The following is a 21,483-nucleotide window of genomic DNA, read 5'->3' as shown; positions in this document are numbered from 1 at the left end:
CGCATATTCTAAGCATAAATGAATGAGATTGTCGCCGTAGGTGATGTTCACGAGGGCATCAATTTTGGTTTTCGAATCGATCCAGAGACCGGACTTTCCGAGAGAGCTTTAGACATACACAATAATTTCGCCCGTACGGCGCAATTTGCAATAGATAACAAATCAAAGCTTTTCGTGGTCCTCGGCGACCTCTTCGATAGAACGCACGTCAGCCCGATTTTCCGGGAGATGATAAGACGGGATGTGATGGAGCCCTTAAAAGAAGCAGGCATACCAATATGGATACTCGCAGGAAATCACGACCAGCCCAGGGGAAAGAAGGGCACCTCTACGGATGATTTTCGGGGTTATCCCCATGTCAATGTGTACAGGAAGCCTGCTGTGGAGACGCTGGAAATCAACGGGAAGAGAGTGGGATGCCTCATCGTTCCATACATGCATCCAACGCATATTGCAGAGCTGGTGCTGGAGAAATTTGGCAAAGAGACGCCCATAGAGCAGACCTTCATCCTCGGACAAGAGTTGCTGAAACAATGGCTCCAAAAAAGGGCAGAGGAGTTGGATGTGGATTTCAAGCTCCTCTTTGCCCATTACTATGTGGAGGGTGCGAGGCTAAGAGAGACCTCATATCCGGAAGTGCTGCCGGGGGAGTTCTCCTTTCGGAAGGACATGATCCCTTACGTGGACCTTGCAGTCTTCGGCCACATTCACCTGCACCAAACGATGCACATAGGGTCTACAGAGGTCCTCTATTGCGGGGCAGTCGAAAGAATAGACTGGGGCGAGAGGGAGGACGAGAAGGGATTCATCGTGATCAGTCCTTTCGACGAGATAGAATGGCGATTTGAAAAACTGCCTACCAGGGATATGTTGAAAATCAAAGTTGAAGTGAGCGGGGGGAACCCCATGCAGAAAATTCTGGATGCCATACCAGACGTCACAGGGAAACTGGTTCGCCTTGAGATCAAGATCGACGAAGGGCTGCGAAGCAAGGTCGTAGATGCTGAGATCGCAGATAAGCTGAAAGATGCATTCCATTATGAGGTGCGATGGAACGAGAGAGAGGAGAAAAGGCTCGGATTTGTCAGCTTCACCATGGACCCATTTAAGCTGCTCAAAGACTTCATAGACCTCAATTATGGGGGGCATCCAAAGCACGACGAACTCCAGAAAAGAGGGGGGTCCCTCCTAAAAACGGTGTTGTGATGAAAACTCTCGACTCATTCTTCAAAGAGCTAGAAGAGACTACATCTGGGGGATTCGTCATAGAAGGGATCGAACTTAAGGGTTTTATGAGATATCTGGATAAATCCTCAGTCCACTTTCCGCATAAATTCAACGTCATCATGGGCAAGACCGGCACAGGAAAGACGTCCCTGCTGGATGCGGTCACCTTTGCATTATATAAGCGAACCTCTAGAACAGATTTACCCAACGTGAAAATCCAGGATATTTGTAAGCCCGGCGGGTATATTAAGATCACATTTAGCCACGGGGAGAGCCGCATACCGAACAGATACGAGGTAATACGCGGCCTGACCTCCTCTGGAACCTCTTATGTAACCCTCAAAAGGGATGGGCTGCCCATAGGCGGCACCATTCCTGAAATCGATGCCAAAATACAGGAGATAATCGGTCTGGATTATGTCGGCTTCCACAATTCAACTTTCGTCCGCCAGGAGGAGATGAAAGAATTAGGGGCAGAGACCGGCTCACAACGTCTGGAGATATTTCAAAAACTTTTTAGGTTGGAAATTTTCGAAAAAGCTCAGAGCTTGGCGACTGAAGAATTGGGTTTAATCGCATTGGACATTAAGGAGAAGGAAGCCGAACTAAAAGTGAGGAAAGATCAACTGACCAAGTTGCCAGAGATGCAGGAAGAGCTTGATTCGATAAATAAGGATATCAAGACGGATGAAGATGGATTGAGGGGTTTGGATGAAATCATCGCCGAAAGAGAGCTTTTGTGCAAGGAGCTGAGGGGGAAGCATGAGAAATTTTTTGAGATCAAAGCCAGGGAATCCGAAGCATCCAACGACATCCTTGAGCTGAATAAGAAGATAAAAAAAGCCTGTGAGGATCACCAGAATACTCGGGAAATCAGAGAAAAGGTACTCAGACTGGATGAAGAGACCAGGGACTATGAGTCGCTGAGAGCGAGTTGGGACACCCTAAGGGAAAGGGAACAAAAGATCAAAAGCCTAGAGGGTCAAAAGAGCATCTATGAGGGACAGAAGCGCCAAGCAGAAGAAGAGCATAAATCCGATATGGCACGCCTCTCATCCCACCTCAGCATACAGGAAGAAAGACTTGGCAAGATAGTAACGGACGTAGATGGCAAGGAGGCTTTTCTTCTTCTAAAAAGGGAAGGAGCTCTGGAAGAGAGGATCGAGCGAATAAAGCTGGAAATGGAGTGGTTAAGAGATAGAGAGAGCCTGATATCGAGCCTGAAGACAGAGCGTGATGAAGCCCATGGAGAGCTGGACGAGGTTTCAGCAAGGACGAAAAGGATCAGCGCAGAATCCTTCGTACTCTCCGAAATCCAAGAGCAAATGGATCGAATAAAGAGCGACAAGGAAAGGAAACAAGAAGAGTGGTCTCTCAAATCCAAGAAGATCGAAAAGGAGATCGAAGAAATTTTGGCTCAGATGAAGAGCCTTGCATTCAGTGAAACCGAGCTGGGGCAGCTCAGCGAGATGAGGCGTGCGTTGGAAGCCAAGAAGCAGAAAAGGGAAATGTTAGAGCAGAAGCGGAGAGAGCTGGACAGAATGGGTGATGTGTCCAAATTGATCGAGAATCTGAAGGCTCAGAAGGCACAAAAGGAGTTGATACAGAGAGAATTGCAGGCTTCATTAAAAGTGCTCTCGGTGGATAAGACCCGTTATGAAAGTATTGAGCTTGAATTGAAGGAGATGGAAAGAAAGAGAAGTGAATTAAAGGGGGATATTCGCGAAAAAAAAGGCAAGGCAGATCAAATAAAAAGGAATGTCGAGGACCTCTTAAGGCTCAGAGAACAGATCAAAGAGCTGGAGGAGAAACTCAGGGATTTGCAAGAGACGTCAGAGGTGCTCACTCTGCTGAAGGATAAGATATTCCACAAGAGAGGGATAGTCATGTATGCCATCAACCAGCTACTGCCTCAACTTGCTAAGGAATCCTCCGCCAACCTCTCAGATTTAACGGATGCCAGATTCAGCAAGGTACAGCTGACGCCCTACGAAGAGAGCAAGGGCTATGGCATTCGCATCGATGTGGAGGGGCCTGATGGCTTGTTCCATGACGTACAGGAGTTCAGCGGCGGTGAGAGAACGCAGATCAACGCCGCCCTAAGATTCGCGATCGCCAAGGAACTTGCAAGCCTTCCCCAGGTTGGAAGGACATTCGGCAGGATGAAGACCCTTTTCATTGATGAAGGGGATCTTGGGTCTCTGGATACAGAGGTCAGCAGGGAGCTCTTTGTCAAAAAACTCTTTGACATGGGCCAGTTCTTCGACAAAATCATTTTGATCACCCATTTGACTGAAGTGGCAGATAAATTCCCAGGCAAGATAAGGGTGTACATGACGCCAGATGAGAGGTCCAGAATAGAGGTGGCAACGTGAATTTCGCCGATGCATTAGAGGACATCAAAAGGTATAGCCACCTAGCACACGAAAAAGACCAAACGACGTTAAAAGATGTGGCGATAGAGGAGTTCAAACTGGCCGATGAGACCAGGGACTTGGTAGCCATCGATGGGTCGCACTCCTTCATTTTGGATCTTGCCGGGATCAAATTAGCTGTGATTAGGGTCTGTGCACTGGAATACACGTTCGTTGTTGGCACAAAAACAGGCTTCAAGCTCAAGAATTCCTCAATCGTTGAGCGACCAATTGTGATCTCAGCGCATGAGGAGTTCGTTGAGGGTCAATCTGAGCTATATAAGAGCATCTTTGAGCATGCAAGGAGGTCGAAATTAAACACCTACTCGTATATGGCCAACGAGCTCAGGAGATTTGAGGAGTATAAACTCCTGAATCAGGTTTCAGGCAATACTTCCGGGGAGCTGTTGGCACTTGACGGCGCATTGACCATACCGCCACCCTTCCTGAGCGAGTTCTCAGATATGATGGAAGACACCATCCAAAGATGTAAAGATCATGAGAACGTACTGATCGGCGTATCCAAAGACTCTGAGACTCATGCATTCGGCTCGCCTTCGACCGACGAGGAGCTGTTGCTCAAGGTCGAAAAGCAAGGTTACCTATATGTCAAGGCGAATCTGGAGGGGACCTATATCCGTTATGGGGACGTTTACTTCGCTAGGTTGCATCCGATGGCTATGAAGTGGTTCAGGATAGATATAGAAACCAAAGAGCGTCCAGAGCGCGTGTTCCCGCTACTGGCACACTATGCGAGGTCGGAGCTCTGCCCGGGCTATATATATCCACTATTAGAGGCGCACCGACTGGCTGTGATGGTAAGAAGGCTCCATGACATATATGAAAAGAGTATCATAGCACTCGCTCCCAAATATGGCATATCCCTTGGAGAAATCCTCAGGGGAAGAACTGACATCGAAGGGTCAAAGATGAGAATGTTTCATGAGTTTCTGGACAGGGTGAGCAGATGAAGATCGGAGAGGTTATATCAGCATCGGTTTCAGGAGGCATCGATACAAAACTGGAGCTCGATAACCCTGAGGATCTGAGGGTAGGGTATCCCATCATCGTGGAAGGAAAAAGATACGACTTCTACTGCCTGATCCAAGATATTCGCAACCCGCCCGTTGGGATCGTCGAGCAAATCGCGGGATCCGAACTTGGGGAGTCGGTAGTTCCTATGATCTCTCCGGGAATCCACGAAGGGTACGGCGGGCAGATGTTCTTCTCAAAAGCTTTGTTAAAGCCCATTCAGCTGATAGATGATAAGGGTGAATTGCATGAGCCAGAGACGATACCCCCTTACCTCTCACAGGTTCGAATGGCCCTCAAGGAGGATGCCCAGAAAATATATCAGTCCACGGAGACTACCATGCCGATTGGCTCTTTGCGCGGCATACCTGATTTCGAAATTCCGCTGGACTTTGCCATCTTGACCGAAAAGCCTTTTGCCATTTTTGGTCGTACCGGCATGGGAAAGACCATCCTGTGCAAGGTCGTGTGCAACTCCATTCTGGCAAAGGATACGGCGAGCATACTTCTGTTTGACATGCACCAAGAGTACGGCATGTACTCCAAAAGTGACAACTCTCCGGGCTTGAAATTCTTTTTCCCCCATAAGGTGGAGATGTTTTCGCTTGATCCTTCAAACACAGAAGCCAGACCATTCGTGATCAGCCCCAGGGAGATAACCCCCTCGGACATCATCGTCGCTTTTCAGGACCTGTCAGACCCCATGGCAGATGCTTTATATTGCCTGGACAGGACAAAAGGGGACAAGGACCTCATAACTGCCATTCTGAATGCTACACCGGATTCAGACGAAAGGATTCATGCGGGCGCACTTCAGGCGCTCAGGAGGAGGATTGCGCGAATGGACAGGTTTGACTTTGTCAGGGATACATCCCACGACATTTTCAGCCACATAATAACACTGATTCAAGCAAAGAGGTCCATCGTACTCGACTTTGGAAAGTACGGCAGGGATATGACCGCATATCTATTCATCGCAAACATACTAGCGAGACGATTGTATGACCTCTATAGTGAAAAAGAGGGGCTGCCAAGACTCGTATTGTTCATAGAGGAGGCACACAAATTTTTAGATCCTCATATAGCTTCATATACCATCCTCAGCACACTTGCCAGAGAGACGAGGAAGTTTAACCTGGTTCTCTCGTTAATCGACCAGCGTCCCTCCCGTATAGACGATGAGGTTCGGAGCCAATTAGCAAACAGATTGATTCTGTCGTTAAAGGAGCCAAACGACATCACCTCTGCGCTGGCTGGAATTCCAGACAGGAGTGCATGGGAGGGCGTGGTTGGCGCTATCCCAGCAAGGACGGTCCTGGCGGTGGGAGATGCCATCAGAGTGCCGACGGTCATCGAGATAATGGAATATAATACAAAGTCGATGAGGCATTTTGAGAATATGAATATGAATAGCAGCGATATCGATGAGATATCCAAAAATGTGGACAGGATATTTGAATGAGTGAGAACCATCCTTGTTTTGATGAAAATGCGCATTTTCATGTGGGGAGAATACACCTGCCGGTTGCACCAAAGTGCAACATCAAATGCAGATATTGCGAAGCCAACATTTGTTCTGATTTGAGAGGCGTGCCAGGTGCAACCCTAAAAATCATGCCACCATCAGAAGTCCTCTCCGCCGTAAAAAATGCCATCAAGGCAGACCCCAGAAACAGGATAGTAGCAGTGGCAGGACCCGGGGACCCGCTGGCAAATGACCAGACCTTTGAGACGCTTGCTCTGGTTAAAAATCATTTTCCCGAATTGAAGACCTGTTTATGCACCAACGGTCTTCTGCTGCCGGAAAAAATGCATCAGCTGTCTGGTCTGGATTACATAACGGTGACGATCAATGCTGCTACTCCTAAAACAGCCAAAAAGATATATAGATACATAACTCTGGATGGCAAAAAAAGTGCTGACTTGGGCGTACTGCTCAGAAACCAGCGATTGGGGGTTCGTCTCGCGAGAGAAATGGGCATCACCGTGAAGATAAACACGGTTTTAATTCCCAAAATAAACGAACATGAGATCGAGGAAATAGCTCGATGGGCGTCACCCTATGCCTACATCATGAACGTCATGCCTCTCATACCACTGGGCGAGTTCAGAAGGCTAAAGAGACCTAGCTGTGCGCAGATGGACAGAGCAAGAGTGGCAGTGAGAAAGCACATGCGACTTTTCACCTGCTGCAAACAATGCAGAGCTGATGCCATAGGAGTTCCGGGAGAAGTTGAATATCATAAAGAGAAATCGGATTTAAAGTTTCATCAGATTGCCGAAAGATTGTAAATCAGTTAGTTCATAGGATTCGAGAAGATATATCAGAAATAGATTTCAGATGTCACTACTTTTATAATATACTAAATTAATGTTGGATATGGACGACTTATATGCAATCGTTCCACCCACTTGAGAATTTAAAATTTCTGAAAAAAATAAGAGATAAGATAATTATGCAAAATAAAGAATATCCTGAGGCATTTAAAAATCATAGGAAACCGTATCCTAAGTTATTTAGTTCATTCGTTGAATACGGCAAATTCTGCAACAGGAAAGTTATAGACATTGGATGCGGTATAGGCAGATATACCAGTTTGTTCGCTGACCAGCGTTGTGCACTATTATGTGGCTTAGATAAATCGTTAGACATGTTAAAAAAAGCAAAAGAAAAGGATTTATCTGGTCACTATATCCTTGGTGATGCTGAATCTTTACCATTTAAAAATAGTTCGTTTGATACGGCTGTAATGAGTCAAGTAATTCAATGGGTTTATGATAAAAAACTGGCACTATCAGAGATACATAGAATATTGAAAAGAAAAGGAGTTTTTCTTTTGAACACTTTATCTCATGAACAATTGAGTAATCTAGTATTGATGAAACATTTTCCCGAGATTTACCAAATTGAAACAGAGAGATTTCCAAATATAGATGCGTTAATAGAATTACTAAATAACACAAATTTTAAAATAAGCACTATTAAAGAAATTCAAGAATTCCGCAAATATGATATAAGTCAATTAGTGAACTTCGCGGCAGATAAAGCAACATCTGCTCTTAGGTTGTACGCAAAAGATGTAGGGGAAGACAATTTCAAAACTAAAATTGAGGAATACAATGAAACACTTAAAGCAACTTTCTTAAATAACCCTATTTTTGAGGATCACAATTATACTTTAATCGTATGTATCAAATAATATTAAGGAACTAACATGAAGTCAAATAATTTAGAAAGAAATAAATTAATTTTAGGGGATGCCGATATAATCTTTATGTATTCCTTTGATTTTGGACATCCTATTGATGCTAAAAAAATTGTTAATAGTCTAGCAGATTTTGGAATTCTTTTAGATCAATTTAAAGATAATGGGTCAAAAAAATATGCTGATAAATGTTCAAAATTTGTCAGAAATATATCTTATTTAGATAAAATGTATATTTCTGAGGAAGATGTACACTTAAATAAATATTCACGCATAATATTTAAAGAACGTAGTTATACAAATGATAGTTTAGACACCGATCTTATTATTTTTAGTACGTTATATGATATAGGTGTTGGTACTCTTACAGTGTGTGTTCCCTTAAAAGGCAATCATTGTATAGAGGAAGTCATAAATGTTGTTAAATTGGGGCTTCCTGCTTTTCCATATTCAATTGTTAAAAAAATACCAATTACTGCTTATAAAAACAGTAAATATAGAGATGATAAACGCATAGATTATATAGGATACCAATATATTCAAAAAATATTGGAAAAAGGAAAAAAGGTAGGCATAAAAGATAAAGAAGAAGAACTTGTTTATGATAAAATCGATTGTTATCCTTATATCACTATTAGAAGCTTTAAAGAAGAGCTATCAATCGATGAATTTGGAAAAAAATATATAAACGAATTGTGGGGCATACTTTCTGGGGATTCAGCCTTTGAGGATCTAAGAAAAGAGACTATAGCCACATACTTAGATAATATTGCTATCTATAACGATAGATTAGCAATGCCGTCTGAGGATGGGACAATATATGTTTTTGGCAATGAAGCAAAAGAGGTCTACAATAAAACGATTACGACATTAAATCCAAATATAAAAAATTTTCAAGATTTTATAGAATATAGGGTGCTAGCATATTATTTGTTTACAGAATTTTATAGATTTGAGGTGTTTTATTTAAAAGTGCTATCTTGGAAACTATCGCTGTTTTTAGATATCAAATTACCGACTTCATCAATGAATGAAATAATTAAATACTATTATTTATTTTCTAAAAATCTGGAGCATTATTATAACTTTGGTGAATATTTGTTATTATACTTGCCTACTTGGAATCGACAAGTTTGGAAGGGATTAAGGGAAAAAGAAGTATCTGACTCTTATAACAATCTACTAGAAGGATTAAAAATAATCGAGACCACTGTGCAATTATCAAATAACAGAAAAAATCAAGCATATGCTATTATAATCTCATTTTTACTTGTGTTATTGAGCCTAATATCAGTGAGTAACTTAACATATGGAATAAAAGTTGTAGTTACAATAGTTGCTGCTATATTAACCTCTTTAATTGTATGGGTATTTATCAATTGGTATTTTAAAAATCAATTAAAAAAACTCATCATAAAGAAATAACTTAATTAAGAAATGAAAAAGTAACCCCCAAAATAAGAAAATGACAATTAGTACAGAGCAGTTGGATGTATTGACTTACCCAAGGTTTAATGAGGATTTGGAGCATAAAGAAATATCTGATTTAAAGTTTCATCAGATTGCCTAATCAGTTTAGGTTCAAGAAGCTTTATGTCGTAATTAATATAAGTAAAAGATAATTAGGTTCAAGATTATGTATTCGTAAGAAACAGATTTTAGATAGCCTTCTAAAATGAGAGGATATACAAAATTAACCTCTGACATAACGTCAATATGTACGGATATGCGAACTTAAGTTTGGATATAAGTAGTTAGGCGAAATAGTACTCAAAATCAATAGAAAGTAAATTCATTGCCGTACGTCAAGATGGTTTAGGGGTGAAGAAATGGCACGTATTGGGTCAATTTACATTGGTGGTAGTGAGGGAAAGCCAGAGAATGGGGAAGTATTTAATAGCGGGATAGCTTTTTTTCTTGAAACGGATAGCAAAATTACTGAGTTATTGACGTGTGATAATGATTGGGAAGTGGAGGTTTGTCAGAGGAATCAGTGCATTATAGCACGTAGTAAACAAATTTTAACTGTTGAACAACTTTTATCAACAGGATTTGAATTATGTCAAAAGTCACTTGATTTACTATCTGTAAAAGGACAAGGCGAAATGAATATTAAGTCTCCCGGAGACAGACATGCTATTCTGTTCAATAGCGACGGGCAAATAATACTCAGGCATGTCTCTACTACAGATATAGGCATGTCGATTAGTAGTGTTTCCGGAGTTATACTCGATAAGGATGGCAACATAATACCAGAACCCGCAAAACCACCTGTTAATTGGATACCAGCTTTTAGGTATTATAGACTTTCTCAGTCTAGCCGAGATTTATATGAGGCTTACAGGAATCTGTTTTTAGGATTGGAATCTATGTTGAGCATTATTTGCCCTAAAGTCAAGGGCAAAGGCGAGCGGGAATGGTTATTGCAGGCATTATATGAAGTCAATAAGAAATCACCGCTTTCACCTCTAGTACCACAAAATTGTAGCGACCCCGTTGCTTATCTTGTTGCGAGTCAATATGATAATATTCGTTGCAAACTCTTTCATGCTAAAACAGAAACCGTTTTACCGTATGAGACTTTTGATCCTACCGTAGTGTCAACTGCTTATAAAACCCTCCTAATGCTCTGGCGTCAGATAGCTATTGAATACTTTGGCATTAAGGGGGGTGGTGGAGGAATGACATACCAAGGGTTTAAACAGACAACTGATACCGTATTTGAGCGACAGTTTATATATTACGCAACGGGCGACCCATCGGTTCCAACAAAAGAAGATGTTACTATAACTCCTTTAGATTTTCCCGTTTTTTCTTTTGATGAAAATAAATACGAGGGTAACATTGAGTCAGGACGTGCTCTAATGACAGGTGCGTTAACTAAAGCCCTTATGCAAATAGATGTTATTCATAGACTTTATTCCAAATTTTCTTTTTCGTATATTAAGGATGGGATATATCCATTAGGGATCAATAGGTTGGAAAACCATGAGATTTTCAGATTAATAAATAAAAGTAGGCCTAAAACTATTTTTTGATTTTACCAATGAGTACTAAATCGCCTAACAGCGGATAAAAAGGAAGCAAATACTTCCCACAAATTACCTTCGACAACTTCTTTTATCTATGATACGTTATATGAGATCGGTCAAATTAGAGATACTATGACTGACACAAGACGCAAATTGGAAGAAGCAAAATACTTTCTTGACCAAATGGGCGATAAAATAGAGAACCCTAGGACATTTGCTTATAACTTAAGTGCTTTTTTATCAGCAACTCGCAGTGTGACTTTTATTATGCAATATGAATTTAAGACTTTCTCAGAATTCGATAAATGGTATAAAAATAAGCAAAAAGAAATGGAAAACGACGACTTTAAGCTCTTTAATGAGTTGCGGGTTAAAACTATTCATCTGAGACCAATATTACCTATTTGTTTAACTGAGTTTTTTGTTAATGGTGTAAGCATAGGCACGAGTACAATATCTCCCACAATTAAAATTAACGGTGTAACGGAAATTATTCGTTCAAAAAATGTCAGCATAATTATTGATAAAGATAATAATGTGGTTCCCAGGCGGCTATCTAAGTCTCCACACGAATCAAAAGTTAATATCCATCGAGAGTATTACATTGAAGAAGCGAAGGAAGATATTCTTAAATTATGTAGTAAGCATTTAGCGAGAGTAGAGAAACTGGTAGAAGAATGTGAAAAGCAATTCCATGTTTAGTATCAACCGACTTCATATAACAGGCGATTATCTGGCTTCAGCTTACTCCTCCGCCCAAATTCCTCGCCTTGCATACCAACGAGACGTTATATCCAATCCTCCAAAGCCCTTTCCTAAAAAACGAAAAAGAAGTTATATCTACTTAGGAGAGTAAGTTGTAACGATGCCCCTTAATCTTGGAATGTTTCCGATAGCCCTGATGCTTTTAGCTTTACCCATCCCTTTAGTATACTGCCTACAATGGAAAAAAGAAAGCCTAAGAAAAGTAGCGCTAATTTCCATTTGTTGCATTCTGATAGTCATTGGTTATAGAATCACTGAGGATTTAGGTAAGGTCATTGAACCTACTCTTGGCTATTTCGTAGGAAAATTGATCCTATTTACCATTCTTCCTCTGATTACAATTCTCTATCTCGAGAGGTGTAAAATCAAAGCAGCATTAGAACAGGTAGGCGTAAAAAAAGAAAAACTTCTAACGAGCATTTTTTGGGGCCTTGGGGTATTAGTGATAACTGTAATACTTGCGTTAATAATATACGAGTGGGGGCAAGTAGAGCCTACCTCGGCATACTGGTATGTAATTATGTTCTTTGAAGCTTTTAATGAAGAGTTTCTTTTTAGAGGCGTTCTTCTTTTATATCTCTGGAAAATCACAGATCTTAAAATAGCCTATGCAACCTCAGTTCTAGCATTTATACTTGCCCATCCACAACATCTCACATCCCTGTCTTTAATTGGTGTTGCTGCACAAGGAATATTGCTGGGGATCGTTACCTATAAGACGAAAAACCTTATTGGGCCATGGATTTCACACGGCTTAAATCGAGCCATACCTTCATTGATAATAACTGCATTAGGGGTATAGAGGGGGTATAAACAAAACATTCATTATTGAGCTTGGAGGACTTCTTCGGAAGCTTTGCTTCCTTGACCTTTGCCTTGCAGTTCATTAGATGTAACAGAGCGTATCCGCAAAACGCTACATAGCCTCTTCTGCGGTCATTGAAACTATCCTGCTGATCTCAGCCTGGAGCTCCGGGGGCAAACCGGGAATATCCGTATCCAGAAATCCCCTTACTATGAGTGAGGTTGCCTCGCTCTCGCTTAGCCCCCTGGTCATCAGATAGTACAACTGCTCATCAGCGATTTTTCCAACCGCTGCCTCATGGGTCATCTCGGTTTCCTTTGACCTGCCATCCAAGCTCGGATGCGCTCTGGCTATCGCGTTATCGCTCAACAGGAGAGCCCTGCATTCCAGGTGACCATGTGTTTTCGGCTTGTTCCCCCTTAATACGCCCCTCATGTCTAGGATCGACTCATCCATAATGACTGCACGGGAGACTATTTCTCCCTTGGTTCCCTCTGCCGAAAATATGATGCTGCTGCCAACATCGATTTTTGAGTTTTTTCTGCTCAAAATCATGTTCCTGAAACTCGCTTTAGCACCTTGGCCCTTCAGTATAACCGTAGGATACATCTGGATGGACCTAACAGGCGTCAGCAGGATATAGTTCATGTTCAGCACCCCATTTTCCTCGACTATCGCCCCCATCCTCGGTCGAACGTGAAAGTTCTGCCCCCAGGAATGTATCATCGATAAAGTCACATCTGCGCCCTCTTTTACGTAGATCTCGGTCGCAGCAATGTGGGCCGCAGTTTCACATCCCGGATGGACCGTGCAACCGGTTATCAGGTGTATCTTAGAGCCGGGTTCGGCGATGATGATGATGTGTGGTGCCTGTACGGCCTTATCAGTGCCCATGAACAAACAAGCCTGGATTGGATAATCGATCTTAGCCCCTTCTTTAGCCCAAACGAATGCCCCACCAACAGAGTTGGCTGCCACATAAGTTGCATATTTATCCAGTCCCATGGGCAGCTCCCTAAACCAATATCGCTCAATCCAAGGATATGTCCTAATGGCATCATCTATGTTAAGGACGATCAATCCGTCTGGTAGGTTCTCTTTTACCCATTCAGTGTACTTCAGGTAGACCACATCGTTGTCGTACTGGAAGTACGTGCCGCTTCTGTGCTCCTCGTCTTCTCTTGTCCCCACAGCTCTGGAAGCGCCCAGCACTGCATCGCTAAGCTCAGATATCCCCCCCACTTTGTCATGTTGAGGGACTTCCGCATCAAAAACAGCCAGATCGATATCTGGACCATACTTGGCAGGCCTTGCATTTTTAAGCAACTCTTGAGCTCTTTTTCGCTTTTCCACGTACCATTTCGGGAACTCTTTCATGGGATCATTCCTCAGGCAGGAGCTTCATATGCTCCTTTTTCGTCGAGGGGGGGCACACATCCACGTATGCACAATAGCCCTTTTCCTCTATCTTGGATAGAATATTCTCCGGATAGTCACTAACGACGATCTTTCCGTCGCACATCACATGAGCTAAATCCGAATCCATGTATTGTAAAATGTGCCTGTGATGGGTGATCAGGAGCAATGAACCCCCGGTCTCTTTTAAGAAACTATCCACTCGCCCCCCGATCAGCTTGAGAGAGTCTATATCAACGCCGCTATCAGGCTCATCCAAGATCATAAGTTTCGGCTTCATCGCAAAGATCTGAACTAGCTCCGATCTTTTTTTCTCACCGCCTGAAAAGCCCACATTCAAATCCCGGTCTCTGAAACTTGGAGGCAACCCCACATTCCTAAGTGCTTCAGTGGCAAATCTTTCTTCCTTTTCCTTACTCGGGTCCCAGGGCTCCTTTCCGCCGCAAAGGCGGATTATATCTCGCAATTTCACGCCACTTATCGCAGGGGGGAACTGGAATGCAAAGCCTATGCCCTCTCTTGCGCGTTGGTCTATGGATAGATTTATTACATCTTTCCCATCGAAAATTATATCGCCCTTGGAGACCTTGTAGGCAGGCATTCCCAATATAGTCATAACCAAGGTAGTCTTGCCAGATGCATTAGGACCCAAAAGAATATGCACCTCGCCCTTGCCAATCTCCAGGTTAACGCCCTTCAGAATCTCCTTGCCGCCAACCTCTACATGAAGATTCTTGATCTCTAACAAAGCCATGTTCTCACTAGCCAACGTTAAAGGCGTTAACAAAACTTAAATGTTGTCGTATTAAATAACGGGCTTTAAAATATGAGGAAAGATATGGGGTTCTAAAGGTGGTGTAGAACCAAATCAAAATAAACTAGAGTCTCAACGACACTTCTCTCCATTTTTTGAGTTCGGGAAACTTCAGTATTCCTGCCTCGGGATCAATGGCATATGCAACCATTTTTCCGATATCCACTCTACGCAGTATCGGTGATAAAAGCTCCTCACTGCAAGCAAGATTGATCTCCGTTCCGCCTGCAAGGGGGGAAAAGGCAGGCATCACGATCAGGTTCTTCCCATCGATCTTGCCTTGGAGAAAGGTTGGCACTCTCACCCTCGCTCCCACGGTATCTCCCAACACCAGCACGGGATGCTCGTGGCCGATAATTATCGTCCTTTCGCTGGAAGGAACGTAATCCTTGTGACCGTGAACGAAGACGATGTCGCCTAGGTGATGCTCTGCGACGACTTCCACCTTGCTAAAGCGTTTTAGGGGGCCAAGCAGGGTATCGTGATTTCCCCTGACTAAAGTGATCTTCTCCACCTTTTGCAGAGCGAATTCGATAAAAGCTGGAACTTCTGCCCATTCCTGGGGGGTTGACCTGGCGAAAACGTGCTTTAGGTCACCGTTTATGATCAGGTGATCGGCTTCGCATGAATCCATTAAGGACTTAAAAGTTCTCTCCACTTCGCTCAGCTGCGTGGTTGGAAGTGTCATGCCGATCTCCTCCGCCAGTGCCTCCTCGTATCCCAGGTGGAGGTCAGCGATGCAAATAGCTCCCTCTCTAGGAAGGTAGAGTGCAGCATATGGCTCGATGATCTGTATTGCTTCTAAAATTCGCATGTCTTGGCTCCAATGTACTCCAAAACCCTTCTGTGAAGCTCTTGCAGGAACTCCTTGCGAGACTCCATGAGAACCACATCTGCTGCTTGCAAGGTTACCAGATTGTGAGCGAAGGGTGTGGGCACCGGCAACCCCTCTATAAAGTCCACTTTTATCTTACCACCTTCCATGCCTCTTAGCACTTCCTTCGCATGCTTTATGTCCATCACTTCTTCCAAAATTTCCCTATAGGTCTCCTCCATGATTGGAAAGTTAGGCATCTTACTGGCTGCACTCAGCACAACGTCTGAGCTTCTCTGCTGCCTCCCCATCTTGATCTCATAACCCTTGTATTGCCTCAGAATCATCAGTCCTCGTGTGGCACACTGGCGAAATCTCCGCTTGAAGAGCTCCGTTCTTCTCAACGTTTTTCTCAGCACTTCCTCCATCTCCTCACTCTTGAGGATTTTTACTATACTCCTTAGCTCGGCTCTTTTGCGCACAGGAAGCTTGAGTATGAAGCCGTTATCGCTGATCGTAACGGCCACATTGGTGTGATATTCTCTGCCGATCTTGTAGGCATAGGCTCTTGATAGCGCATCCAGTGTACGGCGCCCATAAAGGGCATGGAATATTATGTTTTGCCTGCCAAGAGAGTCGAAATACTCTTCAAATAGAATGAGGTCATGGGAGGGTATTTTTCCAGCATATGAATGCTGTTGTCTGAAGTATTCGTATATTTGCTTTGCCCCCCTCCTGTCGAGGTGGTACTCTCCCCCCAACCAGTTTATGATTCTATCCTTCTCCTGTGAAACGATCTTTTTCCCCATTATAGATCTGAATTTACCTATCTCTACGGCGGAATCAAAACTGAGAGGGAGCATCTCCCCTATCCAGGAAGGTATCGTTGGTGCGGCGCCAGAGGCATCCTCCACAGAGGCTCTGATTCCACTAACATGCCTGAAGACCCATGTTCTCCCACCCAAGACGAATATGTCGCCTTTACTGAGCCTTTCTAGGAACATCTCATCGATTTTCCCGATCCATTTCTTGCCCTGGTAGACCTGCACGGAGGATTCGGATGGAATCGTTCCAACATGGGTCATATAGATTCCTCTCACCATACGACCTCGTCTTCCAAAAAGGCCTTCTTCCGGAGAATACCATATCTTCGGATAGACTTTTCGCCCCTCCAGCTCAGATCCAGAAAGATATCTCAAGACTGAGCGAAAAGCCTCTTCGCTCAGATGGTGGTATGGGTGGGCTCTCCTAACGACCTCATAGGCTTCTTCCACCGTCCACCTCTTCACAAGGGACATCCCTACCAACTGCTGAGCCAGCACATCCAGAGCGGTGCCAACTATCTGCACATCATCCAATTTCCTTTCCAAGGCGCATTTCGCCAGCACCGCACCCTCCACCAGATCGTCCCGGTCCAACACTATCAAGCGACCTTTGGCTTTAGCAAGAAATTCATGTCCTGAACGACCTACGCGCTGTATGAGCCTGGTTACGCTTTTCGGCGATCCCACAAGGATGCAGAGGTCTAACGTCCCGATATCTATGCCCAGCTCCAGTGAGGAGGAGCAGGCGACTGCTTTCATTCTCCCTTCTTTCAATCCTTCCTCCACATCAACCCTCGTTTCCCTGGACAAGGAGCCGTGGTGAGCCCCTATTCCTGCATCCTCCCCCAATTCTGCGTAAAGCCTTGACAAGTGATAAGATACTCTTTCAGCTCCGGAACGCGTGTTGGTGAATATGAGCGTGGATCTGTGCTTGTCAACGAGCTCCTTTATGAGCCCATACATTAAAGCTGTGGCCTCAGCGCTGTCCATGAGGGTTAGATCCTTTACGGGTGAGATGACTTTGATCTCAAAGGGCTTCGCATGTGAAACGTCTGCTACCAAACAACTCCTGAGCTTTTCGTTTTCATAGCCGACCAGAAACTTGGCCACTTCCCTTATGGGAGATGTAGTGGCACTCATCCCTATCCTGACAAATTCTTTATCATGCTGGAGACGCTCCAATGTTAAGCTCAGATGTGCCCCCCTCTTCGAATCAGCTACCTCATGCACCTCATCGATGATCACGTATTCCAGATTCGCCAGGTGAAGGGAAAACTTTGGAGCATTTAGGATGATCGCTGCGGTCTCGGGAGTGGTTATCAGGATATGGGGCGGCTTTCGAAGCATCATCTGCTTCTCCCTTGGAGGGGTGTCTCCGGTCCTGGTAGCCACCCTTATGGCGGGCATCTCTGCCCCCATATCTTTTGCGATCTCGGTGATTTCCGCAAGAGGGAGCTCTAAATTGCGGTGGATATCATTGCCCAGCGCTCTTAGCGGAGAGATGTACAGACAATAGATTTTATCCTCTAGCTTTGCATCCCTAGCCAGTTTGCAGAGATAATTGATGATACCTAGGAAACAGGCAAACGTCTTTCCGGTCCCAGTAGGTGCGCACACAAGTATGTTCCTTCTACGCATGATTTCGATGATTGCATATCTCTGCGGGGGTGTGAACGTCTCAAAAGTGCAGCGGAACCACTCTCCTATGTAAGGCTCCAATCTCCCATAGATCTCTTCATCCTCATACTCGTGCGCAGTTCTAATTGCCATGACTACAGCACCAGCTACGTTTTTCCAATTTAATAGAGTAGTTGCTACCTATAGTATTCTTTTGTCATATTACATTTCTTTTAAGATTTTAAAAAAGAGTGGCGGGGTGATTACTGATTTCATTATTTATTACAGTACAGCATTAGAAAACAAAATCATTCAGCAAACAGCCAATTATCAGGAGTTTAGCATTTAAAGAAAAGCCAGTTCTTTTCTTGCCCCTTCAATTGTATAAGGCAGTATCTACCTTCCAATTTGTTTCCATATATATGGACAACGAGTTTATCTTTCTCTCTTTCTTCAATTTCAAATGTTCCTTTATCCCAAATTTCAACAGATCCCGCTCCATAACTTCCTTCAGGAATGATGCCCTCAAAATTTGCATATTCAATAGAATGATCTTCGGTTTGTACTGCTAATCTTTTTACCCCCTTTTCCGTTGGCGGCTTTTTGGGAATAGCCCAGCTTTTCAAAACACCATTGACTTCTAATCGCATATCATAATGAAGATGTGTTGCATCGTGTTTTTGTATAACATAAATGTTATTCCCTTTCATCTCCTTGCCGCCTCATAGTTAAGCCACTTTCCAGTGGAAAAATCTTCGAGGATAAGATCACTAGTGCAGGATATTTCTTTCTCAGCCCTAGCCACCAAAATTCCCCCATTTCCCATTTCTTTGTATCTACGAGATGAAAATATGGTGAGGCACCTACCCCCATATATGGAAATTCCCAATGTGCTATAATCGTGTCCCCTAATGAATACCCTGGCATTTATCCCATCTAGAAATTTGGTTAAATCCTCTTCGTTAAATGGATCGCCCACTCCTCTAAAAGTTGTTGAGATGATGGGATCGCTCCATACAATCGATTCGATAGATGTTAAATCATTTTTTCCTATTTTCCTCAACTGCTCTAAATTTGCTCCTTTCAGAATTCCTCCATGTGCAGCGAAAACATTTTTTGCGAGAACCATCAACGGCATTGATGAAAATGCCTCAACATATTTTTTATGCAATCTATGAGAACCGTATCTTTGGATTATCTCCTGTTCAAATTCATAAGGGAAGCAGGGGATGGCGTAATTGCATTCATGATTTCCTTTTAAAAGAAAGATTTTTTCTGGATAACGGCATTTTAGGAAGAGCAAATAAGTCACATTGTGTATGGATCCCCATTTCATTGGGTCTCGGTCTATATAATCGCCTAAGAAAACTAAATACCTCCCATCAAAAAATCTCTTCACTATAGACTTCGCCGTCTCGAAATCTCCATGGGTGTCTCCTACGAAGGCTAGGTCGCCATCCAATTCCACCAATGCCTTTTCTTTCTCCAAAATTGGGATTGCCTTTTCAAGCATTTGTCTATTTCCCTTTCATCCAAACTCGCTATGGTATTAGGGTCATTTATTACATCATCTATTACATTATCTGCATCAATCATTTTACATCTTCTTGGTCTTTTAGATATTAACCTACAAAGAGCACTAAAACTTTTTCCTAGTTGATTTTAATGGCCGCAATGCAACATCCAACAAAACAGGACTGAAATAACCATTCATCAAAAAAGATTGAAAAAGATCAAAATCGCATAGTCTAATTACACTATACTATAAATGTCTTGATGATGCGATATTGTTATATCGCATTCACCTATCAAAACTAAGCAAATTCAAAAAATTTCGTTGCAAAGCTCATCTTTCCGCGTCTCCATAACTTAGTTCTGAGCTTCATGTTGGTAACATCCCATGTATTACTTTATGTATTTCATTTATATCATATATACTATCACGGAGGGATTATTTAAAATATAAAACTGAAGTGTGGAATGAAGTAAATAACCGTTTGATGAGTGTCAATAAAACCCTGTGCAGACAGCACGCTTGGATTATACCTCAATTTCATTCTTCGAAAGGTTTCACTGAATATCGTGGTAATGGAAAAAGGTCATTTGGACTCCAAGCCACGTATCGAGTGGCTTTTGAGGATGAAACAGGAAGACGATCATCATGACTTCCCCCAAAACAGCAGAATACAATAAAAAGTTGGAAAAGGGGTTAGTTGCAGTTGCACGTTATATTACTTGCTGATAGGATGTCCCATGAAAGATTCGCTATGCATATTATGCAAAGGAAAGGGCTTGTGTGGTAGGCCTTGCCCGATACTCACCAAGTTCAGAGCAATAGAGAGGATATCACCCCTAGGAGACAGCATCTTTGGTGCTTCCCCGCCTTCAGTTTTTGTGGGGCGTGTCGGATATCCAAATATCCAAGCAGGACCGTTGATTCCCCCTTCAATAACCGCCAAGGAGGCACCGATCTACGACGATCCCAGTAAATGGTTAGGCAAAGATATCCAAGACGTAATTGAACTGCGCTCAAATTTGGTCAGATCCAACATCGGCTTAAATGTCAAAGAGCCTTGCATTTCAACCAACAGAATATTAGCCAATATCCAGGAACTTGCGATGGCATCTATGCCAGTCGACACCGAGGTCCACTTCCATAAAGCCCCTAAAAAGGAATTACGCTTTGATGATGTCCTGAGTCCAATGGGCCCTTCCGGCAGGATTAAAACATTGAAAATAACAGAAAACCCATCGGTTCCCAGAAAAATTGACCATCTTGTCTTCGATACTGATGTCTTAGCCAAGGATGCGATAGGAGAATTATACAAGGGCGACATCTCGACCTACCACATAGGCAGACTGCTCTCGGTCGGACTGCTCGGCAGACACGATGATCGCAAACTTGTTCCGACAAGATGGTCGATCACGGCAACAGACGATATCATAGGCAGGGAACTGATCACCCAAGTCAGAACTAACCCGGAACTCGATGAGATAAGGGTTTTTAGTGACCAAAAATTTGGCAATAGATTTGAGATACTCCTGCTGCCCAGAATTTTTTCATTCGAGTTGATAGAGATCTGGTTACCAAAGTCCACTTGGGCAGGCAATACGACATGGATTGGGGAAGACAGAGAGGGATACGAGGGCAGGACAACTTATTCTCACATAGCAGGAGGGTATTATGCTGCAAGGCTTGGGTGCCTTGAGTATCTGGAGAAAATAAAAAAACAGGCACTGATTTTGATAATACGAGAGATTCTCCCGGCCTATTGGGCACCCCTCGGTAGCTGGGTAATCCGAGAGACCGTAAGGAATGCCATGTCACAAAAACCGAAAAGATTTGATTCCGTAGAAGAGGCAATAGGGGACATAGCCACAAGAATACGAACCCCGTTATCGAAATGGAGACCCAGGGCAAAATTCCTGGAGCTATACAAATTCCAGAAGACCCTGGCAGATTTTTTTAAAGAGAAAGCAAAGGATGGTTTGCTATAATATAAACATCTGTAAAAAA

The 21,483-nt window shown here is 43.2% G+C and carries 18 protein-coding genes; 12 read left to right on the top strand and 6 right to left on the bottom strand.

The window, feature by feature from the left end; translation table 11 throughout:
* Positions 1-18: 18 nt before the first annotated feature.
* The 10 genes from PHI74_00685 (at position 19) to PHI74_00640 (ending at position 12,478) form a co-directional block, all read left to right on the top strand.
* Complete coding sequence (locus PHI74_00685) at positions 19-1,206, top strand: metallophosphoesterase (GenBank protein MDD5484537.1); 1,188 nt, start codon at positions 19-21, stop codon at positions 1,204-1,206.
* Entirely contained in the window at positions 1,206-3,602 is a 2,397-nt protein-coding gene (locus PHI74_00680) for an SMC family ATPase (GenBank protein ID MDD5484536.1), read from the top strand. Before PHI74_00685 ends, PHI74_00680 begins: the two co-directional genes overlap by 1 nt.
* Complete coding sequence (locus tag PHI74_00675; protein ID MDD5484535.1) at positions 3,599-4,612, top strand: DNA double-strand break repair nuclease NurA; 1,014 nt, start codon at positions 3,599-3,601, stop codon at positions 4,610-4,612. Before PHI74_00680 ends, PHI74_00675 begins: the two co-directional genes overlap by 4 nt.
* Positions 4,609-6,135, top strand: coding sequence for an ATP-binding protein (locus PHI74_00670; protein MDD5484534.1), 1,527 nt, complete (start codon positions 4,609-4,611; stop codon positions 6,133-6,135). The genes PHI74_00675 and PHI74_00670 overlap by 4 nt, the downstream gene beginning before the upstream one ends.
* Entirely contained in the window at positions 6,132-6,965 is an 834-nt protein-coding gene (locus PHI74_00665; protein MDD5484533.1) for a radical SAM protein, read from the top strand. The genes PHI74_00670 and PHI74_00665 overlap by 4 nt, the downstream gene beginning before the upstream one ends.
* A 164-nt stretch (positions 6,966-7,129) precedes the next feature.
* Positions 7,130-7,873, top strand: a complete 744-nt coding sequence (locus tag PHI74_00660; GenBank protein ID MDD5484532.1) for a class I SAM-dependent methyltransferase — start codon at positions 7,130-7,132, stop codon at positions 7,871-7,873.
* Between the two features lie 15 nt (positions 7,874-7,888).
* Positions 7,889-9,304, top strand: a complete 1,416-nt coding sequence (locus tag PHI74_00655; GenBank protein MDD5484531.1) for a hypothetical protein — start codon at positions 7,889-7,891, stop codon at positions 9,302-9,304.
* 404 nt (positions 9,305-9,708) lie between these two features.
* Positions 9,709-10,917: a hypothetical protein gene (locus PHI74_00650; GenBank protein ID MDD5484530.1), complete on the top strand. Its 1,209-nt coding sequence runs from the start codon at positions 9,709-9,711 to the stop codon at positions 10,915-10,917.
* A gap of 126 nt (positions 10,918-11,043) precedes the next feature.
* Positions 11,044-11,613 (top strand): hypothetical protein, encoded by a 570-nt coding sequence (locus tag PHI74_00645; GenBank protein MDD5484529.1) that lies wholly within the window; start codon positions 11,044-11,046, stop codon positions 11,611-11,613.
* Between the two features lie 163 nt (positions 11,614-11,776).
* Entirely contained in the window at positions 11,777-12,478 is a 702-nt protein-coding gene (locus tag PHI74_00640; protein MDD5484528.1) for a CPBP family intramembrane metalloprotease, read from the top strand.
* A gap of 114 nt (positions 12,479-12,592) precedes the next feature.
* On the opposite strand, the gene PHI74_00635 is transcribed toward PHI74_00640, so the two are convergent.
* The 6 genes from PHI74_00635 to PHI74_00610 form a co-directional block, all read right to left on the bottom strand.
* Complete coding sequence (locus PHI74_00635) at positions 12,593-13,858, bottom strand: SufD family Fe-S cluster assembly protein (protein MDD5484527.1); 1,266 nt, start codon at positions 13,856-13,858, stop codon at positions 12,593-12,595.
* 4 nt (positions 13,859-13,862) lie between these two features.
* Entirely contained in the window at positions 13,863-14,651 is a 789-nt protein-coding gene (gene sufC, locus PHI74_00630) for a Fe-S cluster assembly ATPase SufC (protein MDD5484526.1), read from the bottom strand.
* 124 nt (positions 14,652-14,775) lie between these two features.
* The gene (locus PHI74_00625; protein MDD5484525.1) at positions 14,776-15,525 is read right to left on the bottom strand and encodes a metallophosphoesterase; all 750 of its coding nucleotides are present in this window, start codon (positions 15,523-15,525) and stop codon (positions 14,776-14,778) included.
* Entirely contained in the window at positions 15,513-18,119 is a 2,607-nt protein-coding gene (locus PHI74_00620) for an ATP-dependent helicase (protein ID MDD5484524.1), read from the bottom strand. The genes PHI74_00625 and PHI74_00620 overlap by 13 nt, the downstream gene beginning before the upstream one ends.
* A gap of 185 nt (positions 18,120-18,304) precedes the next feature.
* A complete protein-coding gene (locus PHI74_00615) occupies positions 18,305-18,676 on the bottom strand; it encodes a DNA polymerase ligase N-terminal domain-containing protein (GenBank protein ID MDD5484523.1) in 372 nt (123 codons plus the stop codon).
* The gene (locus PHI74_00610; GenBank protein MDD5484522.1) at positions 18,673-19,479 is read right to left on the bottom strand and encodes a metallophosphoesterase family protein; all 807 of its coding nucleotides are present in this window, start codon (positions 19,477-19,479) and stop codon (positions 18,673-18,675) included. Before PHI74_00610 ends, PHI74_00615 begins: the two co-directional genes overlap by 4 nt.
* 491 nt (positions 19,480-19,970) lie before the next feature.
* Here PHI74_00610 and PHI74_00605 point away from each other — a divergent pair, with 491 nt between their 5' ends.
* Both PHI74_00605 and PHI74_00600 read left to right on the top strand, forming a co-directional pair.
* Entirely contained in the window at positions 19,971-20,159 is a 189-nt protein-coding gene (locus tag PHI74_00605; protein MDD5484521.1) for a hypothetical protein, read from the top strand.
* Positions 20,160-20,219: 60 nt separating this feature from the next.
* Complete coding sequence (locus PHI74_00600; protein ID MDD5484520.1) at positions 20,220-21,464, top strand: Nre family DNA repair protein; 1,245 nt, start codon at positions 20,220-20,222, stop codon at positions 21,462-21,464.
* The last annotated feature ends 19 nt before the right edge of the window (positions 21,465-21,483 follow it).

Source organism: Methanocellales archaeon (genome assembly GCA_028715985.1).
Lineage (GTDB): Archaea > Halobacteriota > UBA148 > UBA148 > UBA148 > UBA148.
Note: the sequence above shows the minus strand (reverse complement) of the source record. Positions and strands in the feature narration are given on the sequence as shown.